We start from the raw sequence: 23,853 nt of genomic DNA, 5'->3' as shown, positions 1-23,853 counted from the left end.
CTGCAAAAAAGCGCAGACGGGAGGACGCAAGAATGAAAGTTCAGGTCTGCATCATCGGCGGCGGGCCGTCCGGGCTGCTATTGTCCCAGCTCCTGCATCTGAAGGGCATCGACACGGTCGTGCTGGAGAAATACAGCCGCGACCATGTGCTTGCGCGCATCCGCGCCGGCGTGCTCGAGCACGGTTTTGCAAGATTGATGCGCGAGGCGCAATGCGGCGAGCGGATGGATCGCGAGGGCGAGATCCACAGGGGATTCGAGATCGCCCATGACGGCGTGCTCTCCCATATCGATCTGCACAAGCATTCCGGCGGCAATTCGGTGCTGGTCTACGGCCAAACCGAGCTGACGCGCGACCTCTACGAGGCGCGCGACCGCCTCGGCGGCAAGGTCGTGCACAACGCTGAGGACGTCACGCCGCACGATCTGACCTCGGATCGGCCCTATGTGACCTATCAAGCGAACGGGGCGACCGTCCGGGTCGATTGCGACTACATCGTCGGCGCCGACGGCTTTCACGGCGTCAGCCGCAGATCGATCCCGAAGGACGTGCTGCGCGAATACGAGAAGGTCTATCCGTTCGGCTGGCTTGGGGTGCTGTCGCGCACCAAGCCGGTGTCGCCGGAGCTGATCTATGTGAAGCACGCGCGCGGCTTTGCGCTGTGCTCGATGCGTTCGCAGGTGCTGAGCCGCTACTACGTCCAGGTGCCGCTCACCGACAAGGTCGAGGACTGGTCGGACGACGCGTTCTGGACAGAGCTGAAGCGTCGACTGCCGGACGAGGTTGCCGGCCGCCTGGTCACCGGCCCCTCGATCGAGAAGAGCATCGCGCCGCTGCGCAGCTTCGTCGCCGAGCCGATGAGCTATGGCCGCCTGTTCCTTGCCGGAGATGCCGCCCATATCGTGCCGCCGACCGGCGCGCGCGGGCTGAACAGTGCCGGCTCCGACATCTATTATCTCTACCACGCGCTGCTCGGGCATTATCAGCAGGGCGACGATTCCGGCCTCGAGGGCTATTCAGCCAAGGCGCTCGCCCGCATCTGGAAGGCGCAGCGCTTCTCGTGGTGGATGACCATGATGCTGCATCGTTTTCCCGACCGCTCCGAATATGAGGATCGGCTTCAGCAGACCGAGCTCGAGTATCTGTTCTCGTCCGAGACCGCGCAGCGGCTGCTTGCGGAGAACTATGTCGGGCTGCCGTTTTAGCAAGCGCAGCTCGCGCGGCTACTTCCCTTCCAGCGTATTCACCGCTGTCCAGTCCGGCGGCGGCGGGTTTGCCGCCAACGCGCGCGCGCGCCTGGCAAAGTATCGGCACGGCGGATCGTCGCCGGCCGCGCTTTCGAACAGCTCGGCCGCTTTCGCGAAGTCGCGCGCCCGCCAGCACGCCAGTCCTTTGGCGTAGGTCGCCGCGCGGATGCCCTGTTCCTGCGTCTCCTGGTTCTTGTCGGCGAGCGGCTCGGACACCCGGATCGGCTCGTCGCGTCCCTGCACCCTGACCATATCGAGCTCGCGCCAGGTGAAGGCGCCGCGGCTCTGGGTGACCGTCATTTCGGAGGCCATGATCGTCGTGCCGAAATATTTGTTGGCGCCTTCGAGCCGCGAGGCGAGGTTCACGGTGTCGCTCATCACGGTGTAGTTGAAGCGTCGGCGCGAGCCGATATTGCCGACCACGGCCTCACCGCTGTTCAGCCCGATGCGGTGGGCAAGGCCGCGGCCCTTGAATGCAGGATGGCTGCCGTTGAGCTCCGCCAGCCGGTCGCGGCATTGCAGCGCTGCGGCCACCGCGTGTCGCGCATGATCGGGATCGTCGACCGGGGCGCCGAACATGGCGACGACGGAATCGCCGATATATTTGTCGACATACCCGCCATGGCTTTCGATGATGTCGGTCATGGCCGACAGATATTCGTTCATCAGCGCGACCAGCTCAGCCGGTGTCATCTTCTCGGCAATCGACGAAAAGCCGGCCAGGTCGGAGAAGAACATCGTGATGTTGCGCATCTCGCCGCCGAGTTCCGGCATCTTGCCGGAGTTGACCATGGTGTTGATCACCTCAGGCGCGAGATAGAACGCAAAGCTCTTGCGCAAAAAGCGCTCTTCTCGGTCGGCGATGACAAAGCGGTAGCTGGTCATCATTCCGAGTGCGGTGAGGCCCGCGAGCGCAGGCTCGGTCAAGGGAAGCGCGAGTGCGTGGACGAATGCGCCGACGGCGACAGCGGCGTAGGCGGCGGTGAGTGCGAGCCAGGTCGTCAGCGCGCCGCCCGGTGCAAGCATGCAGGCCGCACAGGCAATGATCGCCGCGAACGCAATCGTCAGAATGATACGCAGCGGGGCGCCAAGCTCTGTGACGGCGTCGCGCTCGATCAGGTTTCGGACAAAGGCGGCGTGCACGAAGACGCCGGCGATGTCACTGCGCGCCTTTTGTACCGTGCTCGCCGGTGCAGGCAAAGCGCATCGCGCACCCGGCGTCCCGTCATATCCGCCGGAGAGACGCATCGAGGTGAGCTTGCGGTCCTCGAAATTGAGGATGGTCCCGAGCAGCACGACCTTGCCGCCGAAGGCGCGGCGGAAGAAATCGGTGTCGCCCTTCTCGACGCAGGCCCGCAGGTCGGCGAAGGAATAGGCGGGAACGTCGCGACCCATGCCACGGAAGTTGAGCGTCAGCGTGTTAGGCACGGCGCTCGGGATGGCATAACCGGCCAATGTCGTCACGCCGGACGATGCAGTCTCAGGTTTTGCGTCGAGCGCGCGCGCGGCAAGCTCGACCGCCATCGCGGGAACCGGCTTGCCGTCGAAGGAAAAGCTCAGCGGCATACGCCGGATCACATCGTCGGTGTCGGTGTGAACATTGAGGGCGCGGACGTTGTTTCTCACCGCAAGTCGCTGTGCGGGGTAGGGCGCGTCCGGATGGTCGTTGCTCAGGATCTCGCCGAGCACGAGCTTGCCGCCGTCGGACAGCTTACGCAGCGCGATGAGATAGTCCCGGTCAAATCCCTTCAAGCGGCTGCCGAACGACGCGTCGCCGAAGGGAATTTCGGATTGCTCGATTGAGCTCGGAAAGATGACGTCGAAGCCGATCACCTTGGCGCCGCCCTCGGTGATGCCAGTGAGCACCCGGCCGATCTCGCGTGTCCAGGTTTGCGTCGGCGATCCCTTGAAGGGCGGGGTGTCATAGGTCTCGCCGTCGATCGCCACCACAACCACCGGCGACGTCGCGGGATCGCGGCGATCGCCGACGAGCTCCCAGCGCAACGCCGTGAGGATGTCGAGCGAGAGACCTTGCAGCGCCTCGAGCGGCGGCGACGTGAAAACCGCGCCCGCAACGAGCGCGATCAGGATCGCCGCAACGATGTCCCGCCTGCCGATCCGCCGCATCGCGCCGTCGCCGGCCGGCTATTCGAACCGCAGCAGACGGCTGATGATCGGCGTCGGTGACGAGGTGGCGCTGGCGTCGACCTGGAAGGTGTAGCGCTTGGTGCCGAGTGTCGCGAGATAGGTGCCGCCCGGCGTCAGCGACTTCCTGGCCTTGGTCAGGTCGTAGAACTTGCCGCCGACCATGATGTCGTTCTTGAGCGGCACGCTGATCGTCGGCTCCTTGCCGTCGGTCCGCTCGATCGTGAGCGTGGTGCCGCCCTTGGCCTCGATCAGCGGGGCCGTGCCATAGATCGTCGGCAGCTTCGACGGTGCGCCGCCCTTGACGTCGTTGCGCATGGTGCGGAACGTGGTCGCCGCGCTCTGGTTGGCCTCGCGATCGGAGAGCTGCGCCGCATTGGCGTCGCAGGGCACCTTGACCCGCTGCACATTGCCGAGCTGCACCGTGCTCTGCTCGGTGCCGACCAGGACGACGCCCTCGCTGATGGTCTCGCGCATGCAGGATTTGAGATAGCTCAGCGTGATGCCCGCCTTGGGGCCGAGCTTGATGATCTTGCCGGGCGCCACATAGTCCATGAACTCGACGCCGTCGACCTTGCCCTGGATGTCCTCGACAATCGCGGCCGGCGTCTCCGCGACGGCGGGGACCGTGAGGCAAAACACGCCGACAATGGCGCTGATCAGGCTTCTCATGGGTTTTCTCATCCAGTTCGAACGATGCGCGACTGATCCCCGTCCTGGTCACATGCTTAGCAGCGGATGGCCCAGGCAAGTGTGATTACAATCACTCTTATGAATTGGTGCAGGCTATCTAGGAAGAGGTTCAAGCCTGTGATGGCAGAAAACGGAGCTTTGGCAAGCCGTTACTGGATTCGCAATCAGATCGCCACGGTGGTCTCGGGGGAACGGTCGAGGTCTGCACCGCTTCCGGCCACTCTCTCTATCATGGGTGAGGGGTCAGCCCCGGATGTCTGCACCAGCGTCCCGCGCTGCCCGGCAATTTCCACAACCTCGTCCCAGCGCGATAGAAACGCCGCGACGCAGGCCGGATCGAACTGCCGCCCCTGGTTCTCGACCAGATAGGCGCGTGCCGCCTCGAGCGGCATCGGCTCTTTATATGGGCGTCGTGTCGTCAGGGCGTCGAAGACGTCGGCGACCGCGACCACGCGCGCGGCGAGCGGGATCGCGTCCGCCGTCAGGCCATTCGGATAGCCGGCGCCGTCCCAACGCTCGTGATGTCCCGCGGCAATTTGCGCACCGAGCTGGATCAGCTCGCAGCTGGAGTCGGCCAAAATCTTCTCGCCGATCGTGGCATGGGTGCGGATCACCGCCATCTCCTCATCGGTGAGCCGGCCGGGCTTGAGGAGGATATTGTCGGGAATGGCGACCTTGCCGACGTCGTGCAGGGGGGCGGCGAGATAGATGTCGCGGCAGAGCCGGGGAGGAAGCCCGAGCTGCTCGGCGATGATGCGGCTATAGCCGGCGACCCGCAGCGTGTGCTCGCCGGTGTCGTTGTCGCGGTATTCGACCGCGAGCGCGAGCCGCAGGATGATCTCCTCCTCGCGCTCGCCGAGCTTGCGTGTCGCGGCCGCGACTTCGCTGGCCAGATGCGCGGCGCGGTCATTGAGCTTGCGTACGGCTGCACCAAGCTGAATTAAATTCCGCAGCCGCACCGTCATCTCGACGCTCTGTGGTGCCTTGGGCAGGAAATCGGTTGCACCAGCCTGCAGCGCTTCCATCTTGACGTCGTCGGTCTGTCGCGACGTGATCATCGCGATCGGGATGTCGGCGCAGCCGGGCAGGCTGCGAAGCGTGCGGATGAAGCTGATGCCATCCATGTGCGGCATCTCGTAGTCGACCAGCACGAGGTCGAAAACGCGCTCGCGCGCGCAGGCCAGGGCCTCGACGGGATCGAGGAAGGTGGTGGCCTCGACCCGGCCTTCCGCTTCGATATGACGTTTCAGGAAATTGAGGACAGAGCGGCTGTCGTCAACCAGAAGCGCTTGGGTCAGCATCGGCGGCCGGACTCGTTCGGATGGCGAAGCATGACCTCAACGAATAGCCTTTGCGATTTAACGCGGAGCAAACGTCCAACCAGCGGCGAACAGCTTCAAGACTGCGCGCAGCGCATGAGATTTGAGCGGGCTATGCACGCATGCATGCAGACGCGAAGTTTTGGGGATTGTGACCCGTAGTTGTACGGGGAGTCCCATTAGGAGTTTGCTCACTCTCCCAAGCGAATAGTCATCGCGCGGGATTCGCGCCATGCGTGCACCGAATCCCCGGGGAAATTTGGGGGACGAATGTCGTCTGATGTGACTGAGCCGAAGTGGTCCCTACGGCTGCCTGCGGATTGCAGCATTGCTGCGATCCGCAGCGTCTATGACCTGATCCGCGAGGCCTTTGGCCGGCAGGACCGGCTCGAGATCGACTGCTCCAGCGTCGACAAGGCCGACGTGACCTCGATCCAGCTTTTGCTGTCGGCCGCCAAGACTGGCGATGCCCAGGGCCGCCCTGTGGTCCTCACGTCATTTTCCCAATCTCTGCGCAACACCCTTCGCCGCGCCGGTTTCGCCAGCGAGGCGATGATCGATCAGCATTTCCCGCAAAAGAAAGATGGCACCTAATGGCCACGATTCTCACGGTCGACGATTCCCCCAGCATCCGGCAGATGATCAAGGTCGTGCTCGAGCCGGCCGGTCACAGCGTGATCGAGGCCGGTGACGGCGCACAGGGGCTCGCCAAGGCGCAGGCCGGCAAGCTCGATCTCGTCATCACCGATCTCAATATGCCCGTCATGAACGGGCTGGAGCTCATCAAGGCGCTGCGCAAGCTGCCGAGCGCGGTCGGCATGCCGATCGTGTTCCTGACCACCGAATCCAACGACACAGTGAAGCAGGAAGCGAAGAGCGCCGGCGCCACCGGCTGGATCACCAAGCCGTTCAAGCCCGAGCAGCTGCTCGCCGTCGTCGCCAAGCTGGTGCGTGCATGAGCGCGATGGACCCGACCGAGGTCTTTCGCCAGGAAGCCAGCGAGCTGTTCGAGGTCCTGGAAGGGGCTCTGCTCGATCTCGGCCTGCGTCCTGACGACCGCGAGCTGGTCGATTCCGCCTTCCGCGCCCTGCATACGATCAAGGGCTCGGGCGCCATGTTCGGCTTCGACAAGGTCGCTTCCTTCACCCACGAATTCGAGACCGCCTTCGATCGCGTCCGCAAGGGCGAGATCAAGCCGACCCAGGAGCTGATCGCGGTCGCGCTTGCCGCCAAGGACTATATCCGCGCGCTGATCGAGGATCCGCAGTCGACCGACGACATCATCGGTGAGGCCATCCTCGACGACCTCAAGCGTTTCGTGTCGTCCGACCGGCCCGCCGCTCCGGTCGCCGAGATCGTCGAAGCGCCGCCGCTGGCGCCGTCCGAGAGCAGGCAGGCCGGCTGGCACCTTTACCTGGAATTCGAATCCCACATTCTGCGCAACGGCTCGAACCCGCTCGATCTGCTGGAAGATCTCTGCAAGCTCGGCCCCTGCTTCGTCGTGCCGATCACCGACGGCATCCCGTTCCTCGACGAAATGGAGCCGGAAGACTGCTATCTGAAGTGGGACGTCAAGCTGCACGCGGCCTGCGACAAGGACGCGATCGACGACGTCTTCATGTTCGTCTCGGACGAGATGAAGCTCACTCTTTCGCCGCTGGAGCAAGTCGAAGCGCCCGCGCCGGCGCCGCTGTTCCAGCTCCTCGACGAGGAGCCGGCCGAGATGCCCGCGCCGGTGGTCGAGGTTGCCGTCGCGCCGGTCGCCGCGCCGCCCGTCGCGAAGGTGGAACCCAAGCCAGAACCCAAGCCGGAGCCGAAGCCCGAGGGCAAGCGCGACGATCGTGGCATCGCCACCGTCCGCGTGCAGGCCGAGCGTCTCGACGAGTTGATGGACCGCGTCGGCGAGCTCGTGATCGCCCAGGCGCGACTGACCCAGCTTGCGGCCTCCGGCTCCGATCTCTCGATCAAGATGATCGCCGAGGAGATCGAGCGTCTCGCCTCCTCCTTGCGTGACACCACGATGGGCGCGCGCATGGTGCCGATCGGCTCGCTGTTCGGCCGCTTCCGTCGTCTCATTCACGATCTCTCGCGCGATCTGTCGAAGCCGGTCGAATTCGTCACCACCGGCGAGGACACCGAGCTCGACAAGACCATGATCGAGTGCCTGGCCGATCCGCTAGTGCACCTGATCCGCAACGCCATCGATCACGGCATCGAGGACACCGCGACCCGCGCCGCCAACGGCAAGACCGAACAGGGCCGCATCGAGCTCGCAGCCGTCCACTCCGGCGCGCAGGTGCTCGTCACCGTCAAGGACAATGGCGGCGGTCTCAACACCGCGCGCATCCGCGCCAAGGCCGAAGAGCAGGGGCTGATCGCCGCCGGCGCCGTGCTGTCTGATCACGAGATCCACCAGTTCCTGTTCCATCCGGGCTTCTCGACCGCGCAGACCATCTCGGCGCTGTCCGGCCGCGGCGTCGGCATGGACGTGGTCAAGCGCACCATCGAGAACATGCGCGGCTCAATCGATCTCTCGACCAGGCCGGGCCAGGGCACCACGGTGACGCTGCGCCTGCCGCTGACGCTTGCGATCATCGAAGGCCTTTTGATCCGCGTCGGTGGGGGCCGCTACATCATTCCGCTGTCGGCGGTGGAGGAATGCATCGAGCTGACCGCCGAGGACGAGCGCTCGCGCGGCCGCAATTTCCTCAACGTCCGCGGCAATCTCGTGCCGTTCCTGCGCTTGCGCGAGATCATGAACGCGTCCGGCGCGCCCGACCGCCACCAGAAGACGATCATCATCTCGACCGGCGAGACCCATGTCGGTCTCGTCGCCGACCAGATCATCGGCAACCACCAGACCGTGATCAAGTCGCTCTCCAAGCTGCATTCGGACGTCACGATCTTCTCCGGTGCGACGATTTTGGGAGACGGCACGGCGGCGCTGATCCTCGACGTCGCGCAGCTCGTCGCGCTGGCGCAGTCGAAGGTCGAGAAACAGCATATCAGCGAGGCGGCGTGATGACCGACGGTTTGGCAGCCGAACACCAGGCCGGCGCGATGCAGGTCGTGATGATCGGTCTCGGCGAGGAGAAGTTCGCCCTCGACGCGGGCCTTGTGCGCGAGATCATCGACCCCGTTCCGGTGACGAAGGTCGCGGGTGCACGATCGTTCGTTCCCAGTGTGATCAACGTGCGCGGCAACGTGATTCCGCTCGCCGATCTGCGCATCCGCTTCGGCATGCCGCAGCTCGAGGACTCCGCGGATACGCGCATCGTCGTCATCGAGATCGAGCTTGACGGCGAGCCGGTGCTGGTCGGCGTCACCGCGGACAAGGTCTACGAGGTCACCGAGATCTCGCAGACCGACGTGCAGCAGACGCCGCGCGTCGGCATGCACTGGAAGCCGGAGTTCATTCGCTTCATCGCAAAGTGGCGTGAGGAATTCGTCATCGTTCCCAACATGGAACGTATCCTGAATTGAAATGAGGTCTCGGGGCGCGAGACCGGGTAGGGGCTGAAGATGAGGTTTACGGTCAAGGCAAAGCTTGCCAGTGCATTCGGCCTGGTCATCGTCCTGTCCATGGTCGCGGGTGGCGTCGCCTACACGAAGCTTGGCGACATGATGGCGACCGCGGACAGCATGGTCCTGCGCGCCAAGCGCATGGAAAAGGCGATGGAGATCGAGAAGGACCTCCTCGTCCAGCTTCGTTCGGAGAAGAACGCCATCATAGGCAATGAGAGCGAGATCGAGCAGGCCGCAGCCGACGCCGCCAAGCGACGTGAATCCGCCCTCAAGACAAAGGACGAAGTCTACGCGTTGGCGAGCGAAGCGGGCAAAAAGCTGCTCGACGGCTTCGCGCTGGCCTATGCCAAGATGAATGCCTACCAGGAAGAGACGATCCGGATCGCGAAGACCGACAAGGCGAAGGCGACCGAGCGCTCGATGAATGACGGTCGCAAGGTTGTCAATGAAGCGCTCGAGTCCATGAGTGCTTATGTCGAGAACACCAAGAAGCAGATGGCGGACCAGGCCGTTCAGTCCAAGGAGGAGGGACATCAGGCCCAGTTCCTGCTGATGACGCTGCTCGGCGTCTCGCTCGTGGTCGCGATCGCCGCGGCGCTCTGGATTTCGATCTCGATCAGCCGTTCGCTCGGCCGCGCAGTCAACCTTGCCGGTGCGGTCGCGGGCGGCGATCTTAGTCAGACGATCAATGTCTCCAGCAATGACGAGATCGGCGATCTCGTCAAATCGTTGAACATGATGGTCCAAAAGCTCCAGCAGATCGTTCAGGAGGCCCTGACCGCGGCGCAGAACGTCTCGGCCGGCAGCCAGGAGCTCTCGGCCAGTGCCGAACAACTTTCGCAGGGCGCGACCGAGCAGGCCTCCTCGGCGGAGGAGGCCTCCTCCTCGATGGAGGAAATGGCCTCGAACGTGAAGCAGAACGCCGACAACGCCAACCAGACCGAGAAGATCGCCGCGCAATCGGCCAAGGATGCCGAAGCCAGCGGCGTTGCGGTGACCCGCGCCGTCAACGCAATGCAGACCATTGCCGAAAAGATCACCATCGTGCAGGAGATCGCGCGCCAGACCGACCTGCTTGCGCTGAACGCCGCGGTCGAGGCCGCTCGCGCCGGCGAGCACGGCAAGGGCTTTGCGGTGGTTGCTTCCGAAGTGCGCAAGCTCGCCGAGCGCAGCCAGGCGGCGGCGGCCGAGATCGGCACGCTGTCGACGGAAAGCGTGAAGGTCGCGCAGGAAGCCGGCGGCATGCTGTCCAAGCTCGTGCCGGACATCAAGAAGACGGCCGAGCTGGTCCGCGAGATCACCGCGGCCTGCCGCGAGCAGGACGTCGGCTCGGCCCAGATCAACCAGGCGATCCAGCAGCTCGACAAGGTCGGCCAGCAGAACGCCAGCGCCTCCGAGCAGGTGTCCTCGACCTCGGAAGAGCTCGCCTCGCAGGCCGAGCAGCTTCAGTCGACCATCTCGTTCTTCCGCATCGAGAGCGCCGCACGTGGCGAGAGGGCCGCGCCGGCGCCGATCGACCGTGCCGTCGGTCAGCTCCGCGCCAAGGCCGTGCATATGGCGGCGGCCGAGCGCGATGCCAAGAAGCCTGCGCCTGCGCGCAAGCCGGCGCGCGCGATGAAGGTCGCGGGCGGCGGCGGCTTTGCTTTCGACATGCACGACGGCGAGGACGAACGCGACGCCGAATTCCAGCGCTGACTGCTGATTGAAACAACCTGACCTCTGGACTGCATCATGGCCGCAACCTCGCAATATCTGACGCTCGGGCTCGCCGGCGAGACGTTCGGCATCTCGATACGCAACGTCCGCGAAATTCTCGACATGCGGCCGATCTCGCGCCTGCCGCATGCGCCGAATTTCCTGCTCGGCATGATCGACGTGCGCGGCGCCGGCTATCCGATCGTCGACCTCCGGACCAAGCTCGGTCTGCCGAGCGTGGCGGCGACCGAAGCCACCCGCATCATCATTCTCGACGTGCCGATGAAGGGCCGTCTGGTCGGCGTCGGCTTCGTTGCCGATTGCGTGTTCGAGGTTACCGACATCGACGAGAGTGCGATCGAGCCGATCCCGGAGGTCGGCGGCAAATGGCAGTCCGACTATGCCGCCGGCATCGGCCGCAAGGGCGAGAAGTTCGTCGTGATTTTCGATCTCGCCAAGCTGATGGCGAACGATGAGTTACCGGACGAGGCGCCCCGCGCCGCCTGAACGCGAAACCTAGTGCAGCAAGCGTAAGCAACCTCACTCCAGAACTACGAGATTACACCATGAGATTTTCCGTTAAAGCCAAGCTTGCCAGCGCCTTCGGCGTCGTCATCCTGCTCTCCATGATTGCCGGCGCGGTCGGCTATTTGAAGCTGACCGACATGGTTGGAACGGCCGAGCATCTGGTCGCTCGTGCCGGTCGGATGGAAAAGGCCGCGGAGCTCGAGAAGGGCATTCTGGCGCAGGTTCGGGCCGAGAAGAACTCGATTCTGGCGACCGACGCCGAGTATGACGGGTTTACTACCGATCTGGCGAAGGTTCGTCAGGATCTCCAAAAATCTAAAGACGAGATTTATGGAGCCGCGAGCGAGAGCGGCAAGAAGATGATGGACGGCTTTGCCACCGCCTACACCAAGATGAATGCCTATCAGGACGAAACTGTCAGGCTGGCAAAGACGGACAAGGCCAAGGCAACGGAACGCTCGATCCACGAAGGCCGCAAGGTGGTCGCCGAGGCGATGGAAGCCGCCAACGCCTACGTGATCTATGTCAAGAAGGCGATGGCTGACGAAGCCGAGCAGGCGCGTCAGGATGGCAGCCGGGCGGAGCTCATCCTGATCAGCCTGGTGCTGGCGTCGCTGGTGATCGCGGCCGTTGCTGCGACCTGGATTGCCATCAACATCAGCCGTTCTCTTGCGAGCGCCGTCGGCCTTGCCGATGCTGTCGCGATTGGTGACCTCAGCCACAAGATCGACGCCTCCAGCAATGACGAAATCGGCGACCTCATCAAGTCGTTGAACGCAATGACCGTGAATCTGAACGTGACCGCGGGCCTCGCCAACGAGATCGCGCAAGGCAATCTCACGGTCGAAGCCAAGCCGATGTCAGACAAGGACACGCTGGGCCTCGCGCTCGAGCGCATGGTCGAGAAGCTCCGACAGATCGTCTCGGAAGCGCTGACCGCCGCTCAGAACGTCTCGGCCGGCAGCCAGGAGCTCTCCGCCAGCGCCGAGCAGCTCTCGCAGGGCGCGACCGAGCAGGCGTCGTCCGCCGAGGAAGCGTCGTCCTCGATGGAGGAGATGGCGTCCAACGTAAAGCAGAATGCCGACAACGCCAACCAGACCGAGAAGATTGCCGCGCAGTCGGCCAAGGATGCGGAAGCCAGCGGCGCCGCTGTGGGCCGCGCTGTCAACGCGATGCAGACCATCGCCGAGAAGATCACCATCGTGCAGGAGATTGCGCGCCAGACCGACCTGCTTGCGCTCAACGCCGCGGTCGAGGCCGCGCGTGCCGGCGAGCATGGCAAGGGCTTCGCGGTGGTCGCATCCGAAGTGCGCAAGCTCGCGGAGCGCAGCCAGGCGGCGGCGGCCGAGATCGGCACGCTCTCGGCCGAGACCGTCAAGGTTGCCCAGGAAGCCGGCTCCATGCTGGCGAAGCTCGTTCCGGACATCAAGAAGACTGCCGAGCTCGTCGAGGAGATCACCGCGGCCTGCCGCGAGCAGGACGTCGGTTCGGCGCAGATCAACCAGGCGATCCAGCAGCTCGACAAGGTCGGTCAGCAGAATGCCAGCGCCTCCGAGCAGGTGTCCTCGACCTCGGAGGAGCTTGCCTCGCAGGCCGAGCAGCTCCAGTCGACGATCGCCTATTTCCGCATCGAGCAGGGCGGCAAGGGCCATGCGGCCGCGCCGATCGACCGGGCGGTCAACCAGCTGCGTGCCAAGGCGGCCACCATGGCGGCCGTCGAGCGCCCGGCCAAGAAGGCTCAGGCCAAGCCGGCGCGCGCGATGAAGGTGGCCGGTGGCGGCGGATTTGCCTTCGACATGAATGACGGCGAGGACGATCGGGACGCCGATTTCCAGCGCTAGGACTTTTTGAGAGATCGGCCCGCCCGCTACGGGCGGGCCGATCTGTCTTCGGTAAATATGTAAAGGCGTGGGATTTGAGATGGCCCCTTTGGCCCGACATTCAGTGCAGGCGGCCATCCTGGACCGGGGCATGCAGCCATGATGCCCGCCATGCAGGATGCGGCCGTCCATTTGTCGGATCGGCACTTCCGGACCATCGCCGAATTGATCGAGGGGCAGGTCGGCATCAAGCTGCCGCAGGGCAAGCGGCTGATGCTGGAGGGGCGGCTGCACAAGCGCGTGCGTGCGCTGAACTTCTCGGACCTCAACGAGTATGTCGACAATCTGTTCGAGGCCGATCATTTCGACGCCGAGCTCACCCATCTCATCGATGTGGTGACGACCAACAAGACCGACTTCTTCCGCGAACCCCAGCATTTCACCTTCATGCGGGACGTCGCTGTTCCGGCCCTGCTCAAATCGCACGGACGTCGGAACGCGAACCTGAAAATCTGGAGTTCCGCGAGCTCGACCGGCATGGAGGCCTACACCACCGCCATGGTGCTGGACGACATGACGCGGAACGGCTCGCGCTTCCAGTATCGCATCCTCGGGACCGACATCTCGACCGCGGTGCTGCGTCTTGCCAAGACCGCGATCTATACCCGTGACGTGCTCGCGCCGGTGCCGGAGCCGTTCTTAAAACGGTATTTCCTGTCGTCGCGGGACAAGTCGCGCGGTGAAGTGCGGGTCGTGCCGGAATTGCGGCGTATGACGCATTTCATGCGGATGAATCTGATGGATTCGTCCTACCCGGTCGACCGCGACGTCGACATCATCTTCTGCCGCAACGTCCTGATCTATTTCGAGCGCGAGACCCAGCGCAAGGTGATCGAGCAATTGTGCAGTCATCTGCGACCGGGCGGCTATCTGCTGGTCGGACATTCGGAATCGATGATTCACAGTGCTGTGCCCGGGCTGAAGCAGGTTCAACCCACCATTTTCAAGGTTTGACTGGAGCGCGCCGAAACATGCCGAAGGAGAAAGTTCGCGTACTGATCGTGGACGATTCGGCGTCGGTTCGCCAAATCCTGCAGACGATCCTCAATGACGATCCCGACATCGAGGTGATGGGGACGGCATCGGATCCGTTCGCGGCGGCGCGCCGCCTCCAGAACGAGATCCCGGATGTCATGATCCTCGACATCGAGATGCCGCGCATGGACGGCATGACCTTCCTGCGCAAGATCATGGCGCAGCGTCCGATCCCCGTGATCATCTGTTCGTCGCTCACCGAGGAGGGTTCGAACGTGATGTTCGAGGCCTTCGAGGCGGGCGCAGTGGACATCGTGCCCAAGCCGAAGATCGACACGCGGCAGGCGCTGCTCGAGTGTTCGACACGGCTGCGCGAGGCCGTGAAGTCGGCGGCGCGCGCGCGGGTCCGTCCGCGCTCCGAGCGTCGCGTGGTCGAGAAGAAGCTGACGGCGGATGCCATCATCCCGCCGCCGGTGCAGGGCAAGGTCCGGCCGACGACGGAACGCATTGTGTGCATCGGTGCCTCGACCGGCGGGACCGAGGCGCTCAACGACGTCCTCGAGATGCTGCCACCGCATTGTCCGCCGATCGTCATCGTCCAGCACATGCCGGCGGGGTTCACCGCGGCCTTTGCCAGGCGTCTCGACAGCGTCTGCCAGGTCCGGGTGAAAGAGGCTGAGGATGGCGAGCCGGTGCTGCCGGGTTGCGCCTATATCGCGCCCGGCGCCCGTCACATGCTGCTCCAGCGGATCGGCCTGCGCTACCAGATCGCGATCAAGGACGGCCCACCGGTGTCGCGGCATCGCCCATCCGTCGACGTGCTGTTCCGCTCGGCGGCCCAGCACGCCGGCGCCAATGCACTCGGCGTCATCATGACCGGCATGGGCGACGACGGCGCGCGCGGAATGCTCGAGATGCGCAAGCTCGGCGCTTCGACACGGGCGCAGGACGAGGAAAGCTGCGTGGTGTTCGGCATGCCGAAGGAAGCGATCGCGCACGGCGGCGTCGAGAAGGTGGTGTCGCTGAACCACATCCCGCGCGAGATCATGCTCTGGTATCAGGCCGGGCATGTGGCGGGGGTGGGCTGATTGCGATGTCCGCTCTTCCGGCCAGCACGTTGACCGAGGCGATCGCCGCGATCGAGGATGTCTCGTCGCGGATAGAAGACGTCTTTGCGCGCGTCGGTCACGAACTCGGGCGCGGCCACATCATTTTCAAGGAGCTGAACCAGGGCCTCGCGACGCTCTCGGGGGAGCTCTCCGGCGCCGAGATCGCGGGCGCTGCGACTGCCTTGCAGGAGATCGCCGCGCGGCTCAGCGAGTTGGCACAGGCGCTGCCGGCCGAGAGCGCGTTGCTCGCGACGATCGGCAAGAGCACGGCGGAGGCGTCTGCACTGCTTAAGCCGCTGTTCAAGCACATCCAGATGATCACCATCATCGCGCGCAGCGCGCGGATCGAGGCGGCCTCGCTCGATGGCGATCGCGAGGGCTTTCTCGCCTTCACGCAGGAGGCCTATGATCTCGGCAAGGCCGTGCAGCGCTCGATCGAAGGCTGTGCGAAGGATCAGCAGCGCCTCTCGGAAGCAGTCGCCACCGCATCCGGCCGGCAGAAGGAGTTCGAGAGCCGTTACGGGGACCGCCTGGTCGCTGAAAGTGCCGAGCTCGGCGCGGCCTATTCCGGCCTGCGCGATCAGCGCAGCAAGAGCAGCCATCTCGCCGACCTGGCGAGCGGCAGCACAAGGAAGATCGCCGAGGCGGTCGGCAGCGCGATCATTTCATTGCAGGCGGGCGACAGCACGCGGCAGCGGCTGGAGCATGTCTGTCACGGCCTGCTTCTGTCGTCCGGATCGACCCCAAGCCTCGTCCCGCAGCCGGTCGCGAGCGATGATGGCGCGCGCGCGATCTGCCGGTTGCAGGCAGCCCAACTCAGGGATGCCCAGCGTGAGTTCGGCGGCGACATCGGCCAGATCGTCCGGGCGCTGTCGGCGATCCTGAACGATGCGGGCAGCGTCGTCGGGCACGGCCGCTCGCTGTTCGGCGGAGGGGATGGCGCCTCTTCGTCGTTCCTGGCGCGCATCAAGCATACGCTAGCACAGGCCTCGACCCTGATCACGACCTGCGAGAGCGCCGGCCGCTCGGTCGACGAGGCGCTGGCGATCGTGGAGGATACGCTCGCGAAGTTTCGCCAGGCAATTGCCGGCCTCGCTGAAGCCACTGTCGACATCACGCTGATCGGCATGAATGCCGGGCTCAAGGCCAGCCATCTCGGCAGCCGCGGCAGCGCCTTCGTCGTCATTGCCAATGAGCTGAAGGCGACGGCCGACCAGGTGTCAGCAGGCGCGGGGCGCTTGAGGCCGGTGCTCGACGGCATCGAGCGTTCGGCCAACGAGCTGAAGGAGCTGCGCGTGCAGGGCGATCCCACCCAGCTCGCCAAGCTCGAGCCGCAGATCCTCCAAGCGCTGCGCGAGGTCGAGGCCGGCAATGAGCGGCTCGGCAAGCTGATGAACCGGCTCGTCGACGAGGGCGCGGAGTTCGAGGGCCTGATGAATTCGGCACACGGCTTGATGGCCTCGCTCGGCGAGAGCTCGGCGGCGCTGCCGGCCGTTGCTGCGCGCCTCGAGACCGCCAGCGCAGGCGCACATCGGCCGGGGACGCAGGACGAGGCCGTGCTCGACGATCTCTTCGCCCGCTACACGATGGCGCGTGAGCGGGACGTTCACAGGGAATTTTTGCAGACCCTCGGGCTGGTCTCGGCGGCTGCCACGCACCGGGTCGAGCAGGTTGAGGCCGCGGACGACGGCATCGAACTTTTTTGACATGGCTGCCGGCGTCGCCTGCGCGGCATTGGCAATTTGATGAGTTGGCTTTGCGGGGCGTTAACCGTAGCGGAACACGTGCCGCATCGGTCATTGTCGCGCCCCAGAGTTGATTGCAAATACGGATGAATACTACGACGGATGTTTTTCATGCTGAGAGACGGCAAATACGCTGCCTGGTTCAGGACCCCGCGCGGTCAGGGCACCGGCCTGGTCGATCTGGTCGAGGGACGGATCTCGGGCCGCGACGGCTTCTTCACCTACGGCGGCACCTATCAGGTCGACCAGCAGCATTTCACGGCAGTTCTGACCGTGAAGCGACACGCCGATGGCGCGCCGGGCATGTTCGGTCCGGATGAGGTCGAGGTCAATCTGTCCGGCGTGTGCAACGGCGCGGTGGCGACCTGCTCGGGCACAGCGAGAGAAGCGCCTGCGATCAAGTTCGAGTGCACGCTGATCTACAGCCAGGACGACGCGCCGGCACCCGACGCCAGGGGCGCGGTGGTGAAACTCAATGCCGATAAATTGCCCAAGGGCCTCGACAGCCGATCGCGGACGCGCCATCCCGCCGCACCTTCCAGGCCCTCTGTGCCTTAGCCTGGCGTTGACGCTATTGCAGCGAAGGCGCGCCGCTCGCACCTCGCACAACAAAGCTTTTAGAGATCAGAACCTAGTCTGCGGCCGAACAAGGGTGGTGGAAAGAACATGCCTCAGATCTGGATGACATATGACGAACTCGCGACGCTTTGTGACTGCAGCAGCAGCGAGGCGAGATTGCGCGCCATTCACTTGTCGCTCGACCGCAAAAAGAGCCGCGACGGCGCAACCCGCGTCAAGCTGGACCTGGCGTTGACGGCCAAATTCCTGTCGTCCGTTCGAGAGGCGGATATTGATCTGGACGGCGCGATCGAGGCGCTTCAGGCCACGCATCGGCAGATGGCGGAACTCCTGACGCCGAACGATTTCGGCGGCAGGCGCGGGGTGGCTTGAAGCGCCGCCGCGCAGGGGCTCCCCGGACGCTGAGATTCCCGCGATAGTTGTCTCGAATCAGGCATAAATCGGCATCCGGAATTTCCGGCTGGGGCCGGTGTTCCAACCGCGACGGGCCAACGAGCCTGCAGGAGGGGTGCCATGAGGAAAGCCAACTATCGGATCTGCGTGACGCTTTTGGGAACGGCGATGCTGGGTGGGCTGGCCATCACGACGGCCGCAACGGCGAACGCGGAGGTCGTGAAGCTGCAGGCCGACCTCAAAGGCAGCAGCGAGGTGCCTCCGAACAACTCGGCCGGTTCGGGAAAGGCGGAGGCAACATTTGACACCGAGACGAAGGTGCTGACCTATACGGTCACCTTTGCCGGCCTGTCAGGCCCCGCGATGGGCGCCCATTTCCACGGCCCCGTGGAGGCCGGCAAGAACGCCGGCATCGTGCTGCCGTTCAAGACCGTCCAAAGCCCGATCCAGGGCACCGCGACGCTGACCGACAATCAGGCGGCGGACCTACTGGCTGGAAAGTGGTATGCGAACATCCACACCGCCATAAATCCGGGCGGCGAGCTGCGCGGGCAGATGATAAAGTAGGGGGTTCAAATCGCGGGCGCCGTTATTTCGTCGCAGTTTTAGCCGAATAGGGGCGTTGAAACTGACCGCGGAGCCCCGCATGAAGCATGTCCTGCCCCTGGCTTTTGCCGCAGCTCTGCTTTTTCATACCGATGCCCGGGCGATGCTGCACGACGCCTCGATCGAGCACGATTTGGGTGGGGTCCGGAAATCGTTCGAAGCCATGACGCTGTCTCATAGCGGTCAGGCGGCCGATTTAAGAACGGCCCGTGCGGTCGTTCGGGGCGCAGAAACACCCCTGCGCTGAGCGCGACCGCCCCGCCATTGAAGTCGTAGCGCGCAGCTACTGCTGACGACTAATTCCCATCTCCTTCTGCAATTGAGGTGAGAGGCCCATCGCGCCCTCGGTTCGTCCCTGGCCGGTGCCCAGGTTCCGTGATGATTGGATGGAAGAGGAGGCCGTTCCCGCTGACGATCCTGTGGACGTGGCGGTCGAGCTGGACGAACTGGAGGTGGTGGTTCCGGCGTAGCCGCTGCGGACACCGTTGGTGTAGGTGCCTTGCGCCGCCGCTGACAGGGGTGTGCTCGCGAGTAGAGAGACAGCCAAAAGCAGATGACGTTTGCCGATCATGATTCTAAATCCTCCAGAACAGGTCGCTATTCTGTATCAGAGGCAGCAATCTGCCAATCCGTGTTTGTGGCGCCGCGCGGGAGCCCTGACGGTCGGGCCTATGATGGCGGTCTTGGCAAGAAGGCGAGGATGGTCTGCGCCAAAAGGACCCCGACGGTTCCACCCGCCGCCTTTTGCAGCACGTCCAGCAGAGCCGGATCGCGATCGGGTGTCAGCGCCTGGAGAACCTCCAACCCGATTGCGACGGACACCACAAGTCCGCACGCGAGGCCCAGCCGGCCAGGCAGCAGGAACGATAAGAGAAAGCCCAGCAGGCCGTAAGCGCTGAAACGTTCAACGACCACGACCCAATAGGCCTCGGCGTGGCCCACAAGCACAGGTCTGCCCGCCAGCTTCGCCAGCGTGGCGTAGCCGATCAGAGCAAGGCAAACGGCTGTTGCGGCCAAGATTGGGTTTCGATGCATGCCGGCAACATACCCCAGTTCTACAGGGGAGTGCCGAGAAACCGCTGCTATCGTTAAGGACCGTCGATATTCGAGGGTCTAACGAAAGCGGATTAACCGCTACGACGACCCTTAGCCGCTCCATGTATCGAAGCGACGTTTCCGCCTTGAGGACGGGTCAGGAACTGCGGAGGTTGCGATGGTTTGGAACGTCGGACATACGGCTCCCATTTGAGGTATTCCGTGCGACGTCGACGCGAGATCAGCGACCGCGTCCAGTAACCAGCGGTGAACGAGACCGCAGCAACAAGAAGTATGAGCAAGATGCCAAGCATTCAAAGCTACCGAGGAAGGGCGTCAACCATCCAACTATACCAACTAAACAACATTGGTAAGGCAGATTTGCGGACTTCCGATGGCTCGCGTTCACATGAATTTGCCTGGAGTTGCGGAACTTTGGTCCAGGCGCGAGTTGCACGTTAGATTGGGAAATAGCTCTTATACGCTGCACTTGTCGAGCCAGTTCGCAAGGCAGACTGCTTGAATATGCGTCGGCTTCGTGGTGAACGAGGGTTCTAAATTGCTGCAATCTGCAGCAACCCCAGTGGTAGAATCGAACGAGAAAAGCGACGCTAGCATGACACCCTTAGGCTTAGTCGGCCGGCGTCTTCTGTGCTACGTCGTTAGACGCGAACCGAGGGAATCTTCCCTGTCCTATGTCCGGTACTGTGGGTTTTCCTAAGCGACGAGTTCGACGTCTTGTGGCGCGCCCGCCGAAACGGTCGAGCTGCGTTTCTCGAGAAGCTCGGCAAATTTCCCGAACGGCAGCGGCGGAGCGACGAGATAACCCTGGCCCTCATCGACGCCGCAGGCGATCAGCGCGTGAACCTGGTCTTCGGTCTCAATGCCTTCCGCGACCATCGTCATGTGGAGGTCCCTCGCGAGCGCCACCAGCATCTCGACGATCGTCGTGGTGGACGCGTCCACCGTGATGGTGTCGACGAAGAACTTGTCGATCTTGATCGTGTTCGCGCCGAGTCCCTTCAATCGCGACAGCCCGCTATGGCCGACGCCGACGTCATCGATGGCGACGCGGAAGCCGTAGTCGCGCAGCTCGTTCACGACGGCTGCGGCGCGCGCGAGATCTTCGAGCTCGTCGCGCTCGGTCACCTCGACCACGATCTGTCGCGCGGAGATTCTTGCAGCCGTAACGGTTCCACGGAGCGTCTCGACGAAACCAGCGCTCAGGAGATGTTTTGGAACGACGTTGAACGAGAGCTTGAACTCCTTGTCGGCCTTGAGTTGCGGCTGGAGATCGGACAGCGCGCGACCGAGAATCTGCCAGGTCATGCCCTGGATGCGCCCACTGGATTCGGCCAGCGGAATGAAGTTCATCGGCGGGACCACCGAGCCGTCCTCGCGCACCCAGCGTGCCAGGATCTCGCAGCCCCGGATCTGGCCGGTTCTGAGCTCGAAGATCGGCTGGAAATAGGGCGTGAATTCTCCGCGCGCGAGCCCGCGATCGAGATCGGCGACGGGCCCCTCCGTGCGTCGGGTGCGCGACAGGAGGACGCCGAACAGCACGCCAAGCGCGAGCGAGACCGCCATCGCAGGCCAATAGGCCTCGCTGTTCCAGGTCGACAGGGCGGTCTTGTCGACGCGGATGACCGTGCGCAGCGGAAGGCGCGCCGAGCTCTTCTCGAACGCCACCGCATGTGGCAGCGCCTTGTCCGGGTCGAGCGTGAACTCGCCGAGCTGTGCGCCGTTGTCGAGCGCGAGCTGCACCTCGCTATGCGCGCGCAGCTCGGCCGGCATGATGTCGAACAGGTTGGCGTTGATGCCGAGGATGGCCACCAGCGCCCTGTTGTCGCCGACGTCCCTGAGCACGCCGAGGGCGTCGCCGCCGAACTGCTCGACGCGGAACAGCAATAGTCTCCCATCGCGCGACGTCGACATGTCCGCGCGGTCGACCCATCCCTTGTCGAATTCGAGGGTCTCGGAATAGGCCGAGCAGATCACCGAGCCGTCTGAATTGACGAGGCGGACGTCCTTCACCGCGGAGCGCTGATAGACGTGGAGGCGGATCGCCTGGAGTGAGGCCGGATCGCAGGTGGCGAGCTTCCGTCCCGCCAACTCGTCGAGACTTGCGGTGGCGAAATCCACGGCGAATTCCGAGCGGCGCATCACGACCTCGGTCAATTCGTCGAGGTGCCGCGCCTGCTGATCGCGGATGAAGCTTGTTGCGGCGAAGTGGCCGGCGAACCCGAACGCCGCCGTGCTCGCCAAGACGAGCGCCGCCAGAGAGAGTTTTGGCCGCGCTGATATCATCCGAGCCGCGGGGGTTACGGGGGTTAAGAGAATATGACCTGAACCCTAACTCCGAGGCGCTAAGATAAGGTTTAAGCCCAGCGGGCCGGCCGGAAGGTTGACGCGCAGTTGGCGGCGGCGAGAGTGCCGTCTGACCCGAATTTCGCTCAGTTGATAGCCCACTAGATAGGCTTGATAGCTCGCTGGCCGCGTGACCCAGAGCCGCAACGCCACAAACCCAAAGTTAAAAGCCAGCCAAATCAAAAATGTGATAGTGAGCCAATGCGCCACGACGGAACCTCCGCCTGTCAATCCACTGCTGAGCTAACGTGAGGAGAGTCGGACGGTTCCAGCGTAGATCGGCACATGCCCGCAATCTGGACGACGTTCGTTCGCCTTGCTGTCCTACGCGATCTTTTTGCATCGACGTGCTAGAATGACTCGAGTTCGGCTGATACTCAATCACCAAAGAGGTTGGAATGGGCGACGCCTTTTTCCCAAAAATCTTAGCGACCGTTCGAATCCCTGTGTCACCATGGCTCGAAGTTATCTCGCGGGACGTTCAATTCCGTAAGGGTTCCTCCGCCGAAACCTACTATGCCGTCGCGCAACCTGACTATGTCATTGCTCTTGCGATTACGCCTGACGCGCGCCTGTTATTGGTTCGCCAGTATCGCCCGGCGATCGAGCAATTCTCCCTTGAGCTACCTGCTGGGATGCTCGATCCAAACGAAGACCCGGATACAGCTGTGGCGCGTGAGCTCCTCGAAGAGACTGGCTACCCGGCACAGACGATCGAGTTGATCGGAAAAGGGTCAACCTGCTCGAGTCGTATCAGTAACACGACCTATTCGTTCTTTATCCAAACTGGCGAGCGGATACCAAATTTTATTGAGGAACCCGGCGTTTCTGTCAGCTCAATATCGCTTTCAGAGTTGAGTGCGCTCGTACTTTCCGGGGCCTTTGCCGAGCAAGGACACATCGGTGTAATAGGCTTGGCCGTCGCCAGAGGCCTGATCGAGCTCTAGTTTTCGGCCGCTCTACGTGACTGCGAAGTGAGCAGCAACTTGCTCTTGTTCAGGTTCAAGTCTTTTTGCCATTCTTTGATTTTAGGGAAAGACCCAAGCGCAAAGACATGCGCTTGATGGCATCAGGCGAACGCCCGAGCTGCTTCGCTGCCTCTTCCAGCGAAATCGAAGACTTGGCCAATTCCATCAGCCGGCGGTCTTCCTTGAATGACCAGGGCTTGCGCGCCATAACCGAAAAATTCCTCTTCGCATCGACACAACGACAAAGCCGCCAAGCGGACCCATGTTCGCTCAGCGGCTTTGCTTGGGTGGGGCCGGGCTTGGGGGAGCCCGGTGCGGAGATGGATATGCGATCGGCGAGACTTCGCAACAAAAGCCGCGGGTTAAGCTAACTGCTCAACCTTACCGGGATGAAATTGGTGTCCGATGCTCCGTACAACCACGGGTTTTTCAGCGGAAGCCGAAGCGGCTCTCTCCGTCTTCGATCCGGCAGTCGGCAGACATCGGATTGCAATGGACTACTATTCGCTCAGAATGGCTGGTTGAGCGCGGCAAGTCGCATGAGAATAGATTTCGTCGCTGCAATGGTGATGGTTGTGGCGCTTCAGCTTTGGAGCGAACAGGGGCATGCGGGTGACGACGTATCGACGGAGCCTCCGGCCGCCGAAGATCAGGCCAGCGATCTTGCTCATTCCCCGGATAGTCTTGTTTCTCGCGAGGACTGGAAGCGCCGAATTGACGATGCACGCAAGCGCGCTGTGCAGGCACGACGGGATTGGCAGCTCAATGCGCCACTCCGGACCTTCGAGCCGGAACCGCCGGAGAAGATAGCCACCCGGCGCGTATTGAGCGACGATACGCTGCAGCCGGGGGACATCGTCTCGACAGACAAGGGCCTATTCCTGTTTCGAGGCCGCTCCGGCGCTGATGGGCAGACTGCAGATTTGGTGCCGTTGCCTCCGCGCTAGCTGGTTTGCGCGACACTTATTTTGTTGCGCGCTCACGCCTCGTTCCCTTCGCTCGATGCGAATCGAAATATCGTACGCGCAATCGTGACCGTCGTAA

The 23,853-nt window shown here is 63.4% G+C and carries 24 protein-coding genes; 17 read left to right on the top strand and 7 right to left on the bottom strand.

From position 1 onward, the window contains the following. Nucleotides 1-32: 32 nt before the first annotated feature. Nucleotides 33-1,205 (top strand): 4-hydroxybenzoate 3-monooxygenase, encoded by a 1,173-nt coding sequence (gene pobA, locus IC761_RS28040; RefSeq protein WP_195799910.1) that lies wholly within the window; start codon nt 33-35, stop codon nt 1,203-1,205. An 18-nt stretch (nt 1,206-1,223) separates the two neighbouring features. Here the strand turns inward: pobA and IC761_RS28035 are convergent, their stop codons facing one another. From IC761_RS28035 to IC761_RS28025, 3 genes are all read right to left on the bottom strand, one after another. Beyond that, a complete protein-coding gene (locus IC761_RS28035; protein ID WP_195799909.1) occupies nt 1,224-3,374 on the bottom strand; it encodes an adenylate/guanylate cyclase domain-containing protein in 2,151 nt (716 codons plus the stop codon). Nucleotides 3,375-3,392: 18 nt separating this feature from the next. Continuing rightward, nucleotides 3,393-4,064 carry a hypothetical protein gene (locus tag IC761_RS28030; RefSeq protein ID WP_195799908.1) on the bottom strand — a complete coding sequence of 224 codons (672 nt, stop codon included), beginning with the start codon at nt 4,062-4,064 and terminating at the stop codon, nt 3,393-3,395. A gap of 185 nt (nt 4,065-4,249) precedes the next feature. Next, nucleotides 4,250-5,386 (bottom strand): HD domain-containing phosphohydrolase, encoded by a 1,137-nt coding sequence (locus IC761_RS28025; protein ID WP_195799907.1) that lies wholly within the window; start codon nt 5,384-5,386, stop codon nt 4,250-4,252. A gap of 288 nt (nt 5,387-5,674) precedes the next feature. Here IC761_RS28025 and IC761_RS28020 point away from each other — a divergent pair, with 288 nt between their 5' ends. From IC761_RS28020 to IC761_RS27955, 14 genes are all read left to right on the top strand, one after another. Next, the gene (locus tag IC761_RS28020) at nt 5,675-5,998 is read left to right on the top strand and encodes an STAS domain-containing protein (RefSeq protein ID WP_195799906.1); all 324 of its coding nucleotides are present in this window, start codon (nt 5,675-5,677) and stop codon (nt 5,996-5,998) included. Continuing rightward, nucleotides 5,998-6,363 (top strand): response regulator, encoded by a 366-nt coding sequence (locus tag IC761_RS28015; RefSeq protein ID WP_092300982.1) that lies wholly within the window; start codon nt 5,998-6,000, stop codon nt 6,361-6,363. The genes IC761_RS28020 and IC761_RS28015 overlap by 1 nt, the downstream gene beginning before the upstream one ends. Further along, nucleotides 6,360-8,426 (top strand): chemotaxis protein CheA, encoded by a 2,067-nt coding sequence (locus IC761_RS28010; RefSeq protein WP_195799905.1) that lies wholly within the window; start codon nt 6,360-6,362, stop codon nt 8,424-8,426. Before IC761_RS28015 ends, IC761_RS28010 begins: the two co-directional genes overlap by 4 nt. Continuing rightward, entirely contained in the window at nt 8,426-8,887 is a 462-nt protein-coding gene (locus IC761_RS28005; protein ID WP_195799904.1) for a chemotaxis protein CheW, read from the top strand. Before IC761_RS28010 ends, IC761_RS28005 begins: the two co-directional genes overlap by 1 nt. Before the next feature lie 39 nt (nt 8,888-8,926). Continuing rightward, nucleotides 8,927-10,624, top strand: coding sequence for a methyl-accepting chemotaxis protein (locus tag IC761_RS28000; RefSeq protein WP_195799903.1), 1,698 nt, complete (start codon nt 8,927-8,929; stop codon nt 10,622-10,624). A gap of 36 nt (nt 10,625-10,660) precedes the next feature. Then, a complete protein-coding gene (locus tag IC761_RS27995; protein WP_195799902.1) occupies nt 10,661-11,131 on the top strand; it encodes a chemotaxis protein CheW in 471 nt (156 codons plus the stop codon). A 59-nt stretch (nt 11,132-11,190) separates the two neighbouring features. Beyond that, a complete protein-coding gene (locus tag IC761_RS27990) occupies nt 11,191-12,993 on the top strand; it encodes a methyl-accepting chemotaxis protein (RefSeq protein WP_195799901.1) in 1,803 nt (600 codons plus the stop codon). Nucleotides 12,994-13,131: 138 nt separating this feature from the next. Continuing rightward, a complete protein-coding gene (locus IC761_RS27985; RefSeq protein WP_195799900.1) occupies nt 13,132-13,986 on the top strand; it encodes a CheR family methyltransferase in 855 nt (284 codons plus the stop codon). A 17-nt stretch (nt 13,987-14,003) separates the two neighbouring features. After that, complete coding sequence (locus tag IC761_RS27980) at nt 14,004-15,095, top strand: protein-glutamate methylesterase/protein-glutamine glutaminase (protein WP_195799899.1); 1,092 nt, start codon at nt 14,004-14,006, stop codon at nt 15,093-15,095. Nucleotides 15,096-15,100: 5 nt separating this feature from the next. Further along, on the top strand, nt 15,101-16,822 hold the full coding sequence (locus IC761_RS27975) for a chemotaxis protein (RefSeq protein ID WP_195799898.1): 1,722 nt from the start codon (nt 15,101-15,103) through the stop codon (nt 16,820-16,822). Between the two features lie 150 nt (nt 16,823-16,972). Further along, complete coding sequence (locus IC761_RS27970; RefSeq protein WP_195799897.1) at nt 16,973-17,419, top strand: hypothetical protein; 447 nt, start codon at nt 16,973-16,975, stop codon at nt 17,417-17,419. Nucleotides 17,420-17,527: 108 nt separating this feature from the next. Further along, a complete protein-coding gene (locus tag IC761_RS27965) occupies nt 17,528-17,812 on the top strand; it encodes a hypothetical protein (protein ID WP_195799896.1) in 285 nt (94 codons plus the stop codon). 141 nt (nt 17,813-17,953) lie between these two features. Then, complete coding sequence (locus IC761_RS27960; protein ID WP_195799895.1) at nt 17,954-18,400, top strand: CHRD domain-containing protein; 447 nt, start codon at nt 17,954-17,956, stop codon at nt 18,398-18,400. Nucleotides 18,401-18,479: 79 nt separating this feature from the next. Continuing rightward, complete coding sequence (locus tag IC761_RS27955) at nt 18,480-18,686, top strand: hypothetical protein (protein WP_195799894.1); 207 nt, start codon at nt 18,480-18,482, stop codon at nt 18,684-18,686. Nucleotides 18,687-18,722: 36 nt separating this feature from the next. On the opposite strand, the gene IC761_RS27950 is transcribed toward IC761_RS27955, so the two are convergent. The 3 genes from IC761_RS27950 to IC761_RS27940 form a co-directional block, all read right to left on the bottom strand. Beyond that, on the bottom strand, nt 18,723-19,010 hold the full coding sequence (locus tag IC761_RS27950) for a hypothetical protein (RefSeq protein WP_195799893.1): 288 nt from the start codon (nt 19,008-19,010) through the stop codon (nt 18,723-18,725). Nucleotides 19,011-19,108: 98 nt separating this feature from the next. Then, complete coding sequence (locus IC761_RS27945; protein WP_195799892.1) at nt 19,109-19,474, bottom strand: VanZ family protein; 366 nt, start codon at nt 19,472-19,474, stop codon at nt 19,109-19,111. Between the two features lie 717 nt (nt 19,475-20,191). Further along, nucleotides 20,192-21,739, bottom strand: a complete 1,548-nt coding sequence (locus tag IC761_RS27940) for an EAL domain-containing protein (protein ID WP_246791343.1) — start codon at nt 21,737-21,739, stop codon at nt 20,192-20,194. Nucleotides 21,740-22,239: 500 nt separating this feature from the next. On the opposite strand from IC761_RS27940, the gene IC761_RS27935 reads away from it, so the two are divergent. Further along, nucleotides 22,240-22,788, top strand: coding sequence for an NUDIX hydrolase (locus IC761_RS27935; RefSeq protein ID WP_195799890.1), 549 nt, complete (start codon nt 22,240-22,242; stop codon nt 22,786-22,788). Between the two features lie 55 nt (nt 22,789-22,843). Here the strand turns inward: IC761_RS27935 and IC761_RS27930 are convergent, their stop codons facing one another. Continuing rightward, a complete protein-coding gene (locus IC761_RS27930; protein WP_195799889.1) occupies nt 22,844-23,017 on the bottom strand; it encodes a hypothetical protein in 174 nt (57 codons plus the stop codon). Nucleotides 23,018-23,348: 331 nt separating this feature from the next. Between IC761_RS27930 and IC761_RS27925 the strand changes: the two genes are divergently transcribed. After that, a complete protein-coding gene (locus IC761_RS27925) occupies nt 23,349-23,756 on the top strand; it encodes a hypothetical protein (RefSeq protein WP_195799888.1) in 408 nt (135 codons plus the stop codon). The last annotated feature ends 97 nt before the right edge of the window (nt 23,757-23,853 follow it).

The organism is Bradyrhizobium commune (assembly GCF_015624505.1).
In the GTDB taxonomy this organism is placed as follows: domain Bacteria; phylum Pseudomonadota; class Alphaproteobacteria; order Rhizobiales; family Xanthobacteraceae; genus Bradyrhizobium; species Bradyrhizobium commune.
The sequence above is the reverse complement of the archived record's forward strand: the minus strand, read 5'-3'. Positions and strand labels throughout refer to the sequence as shown.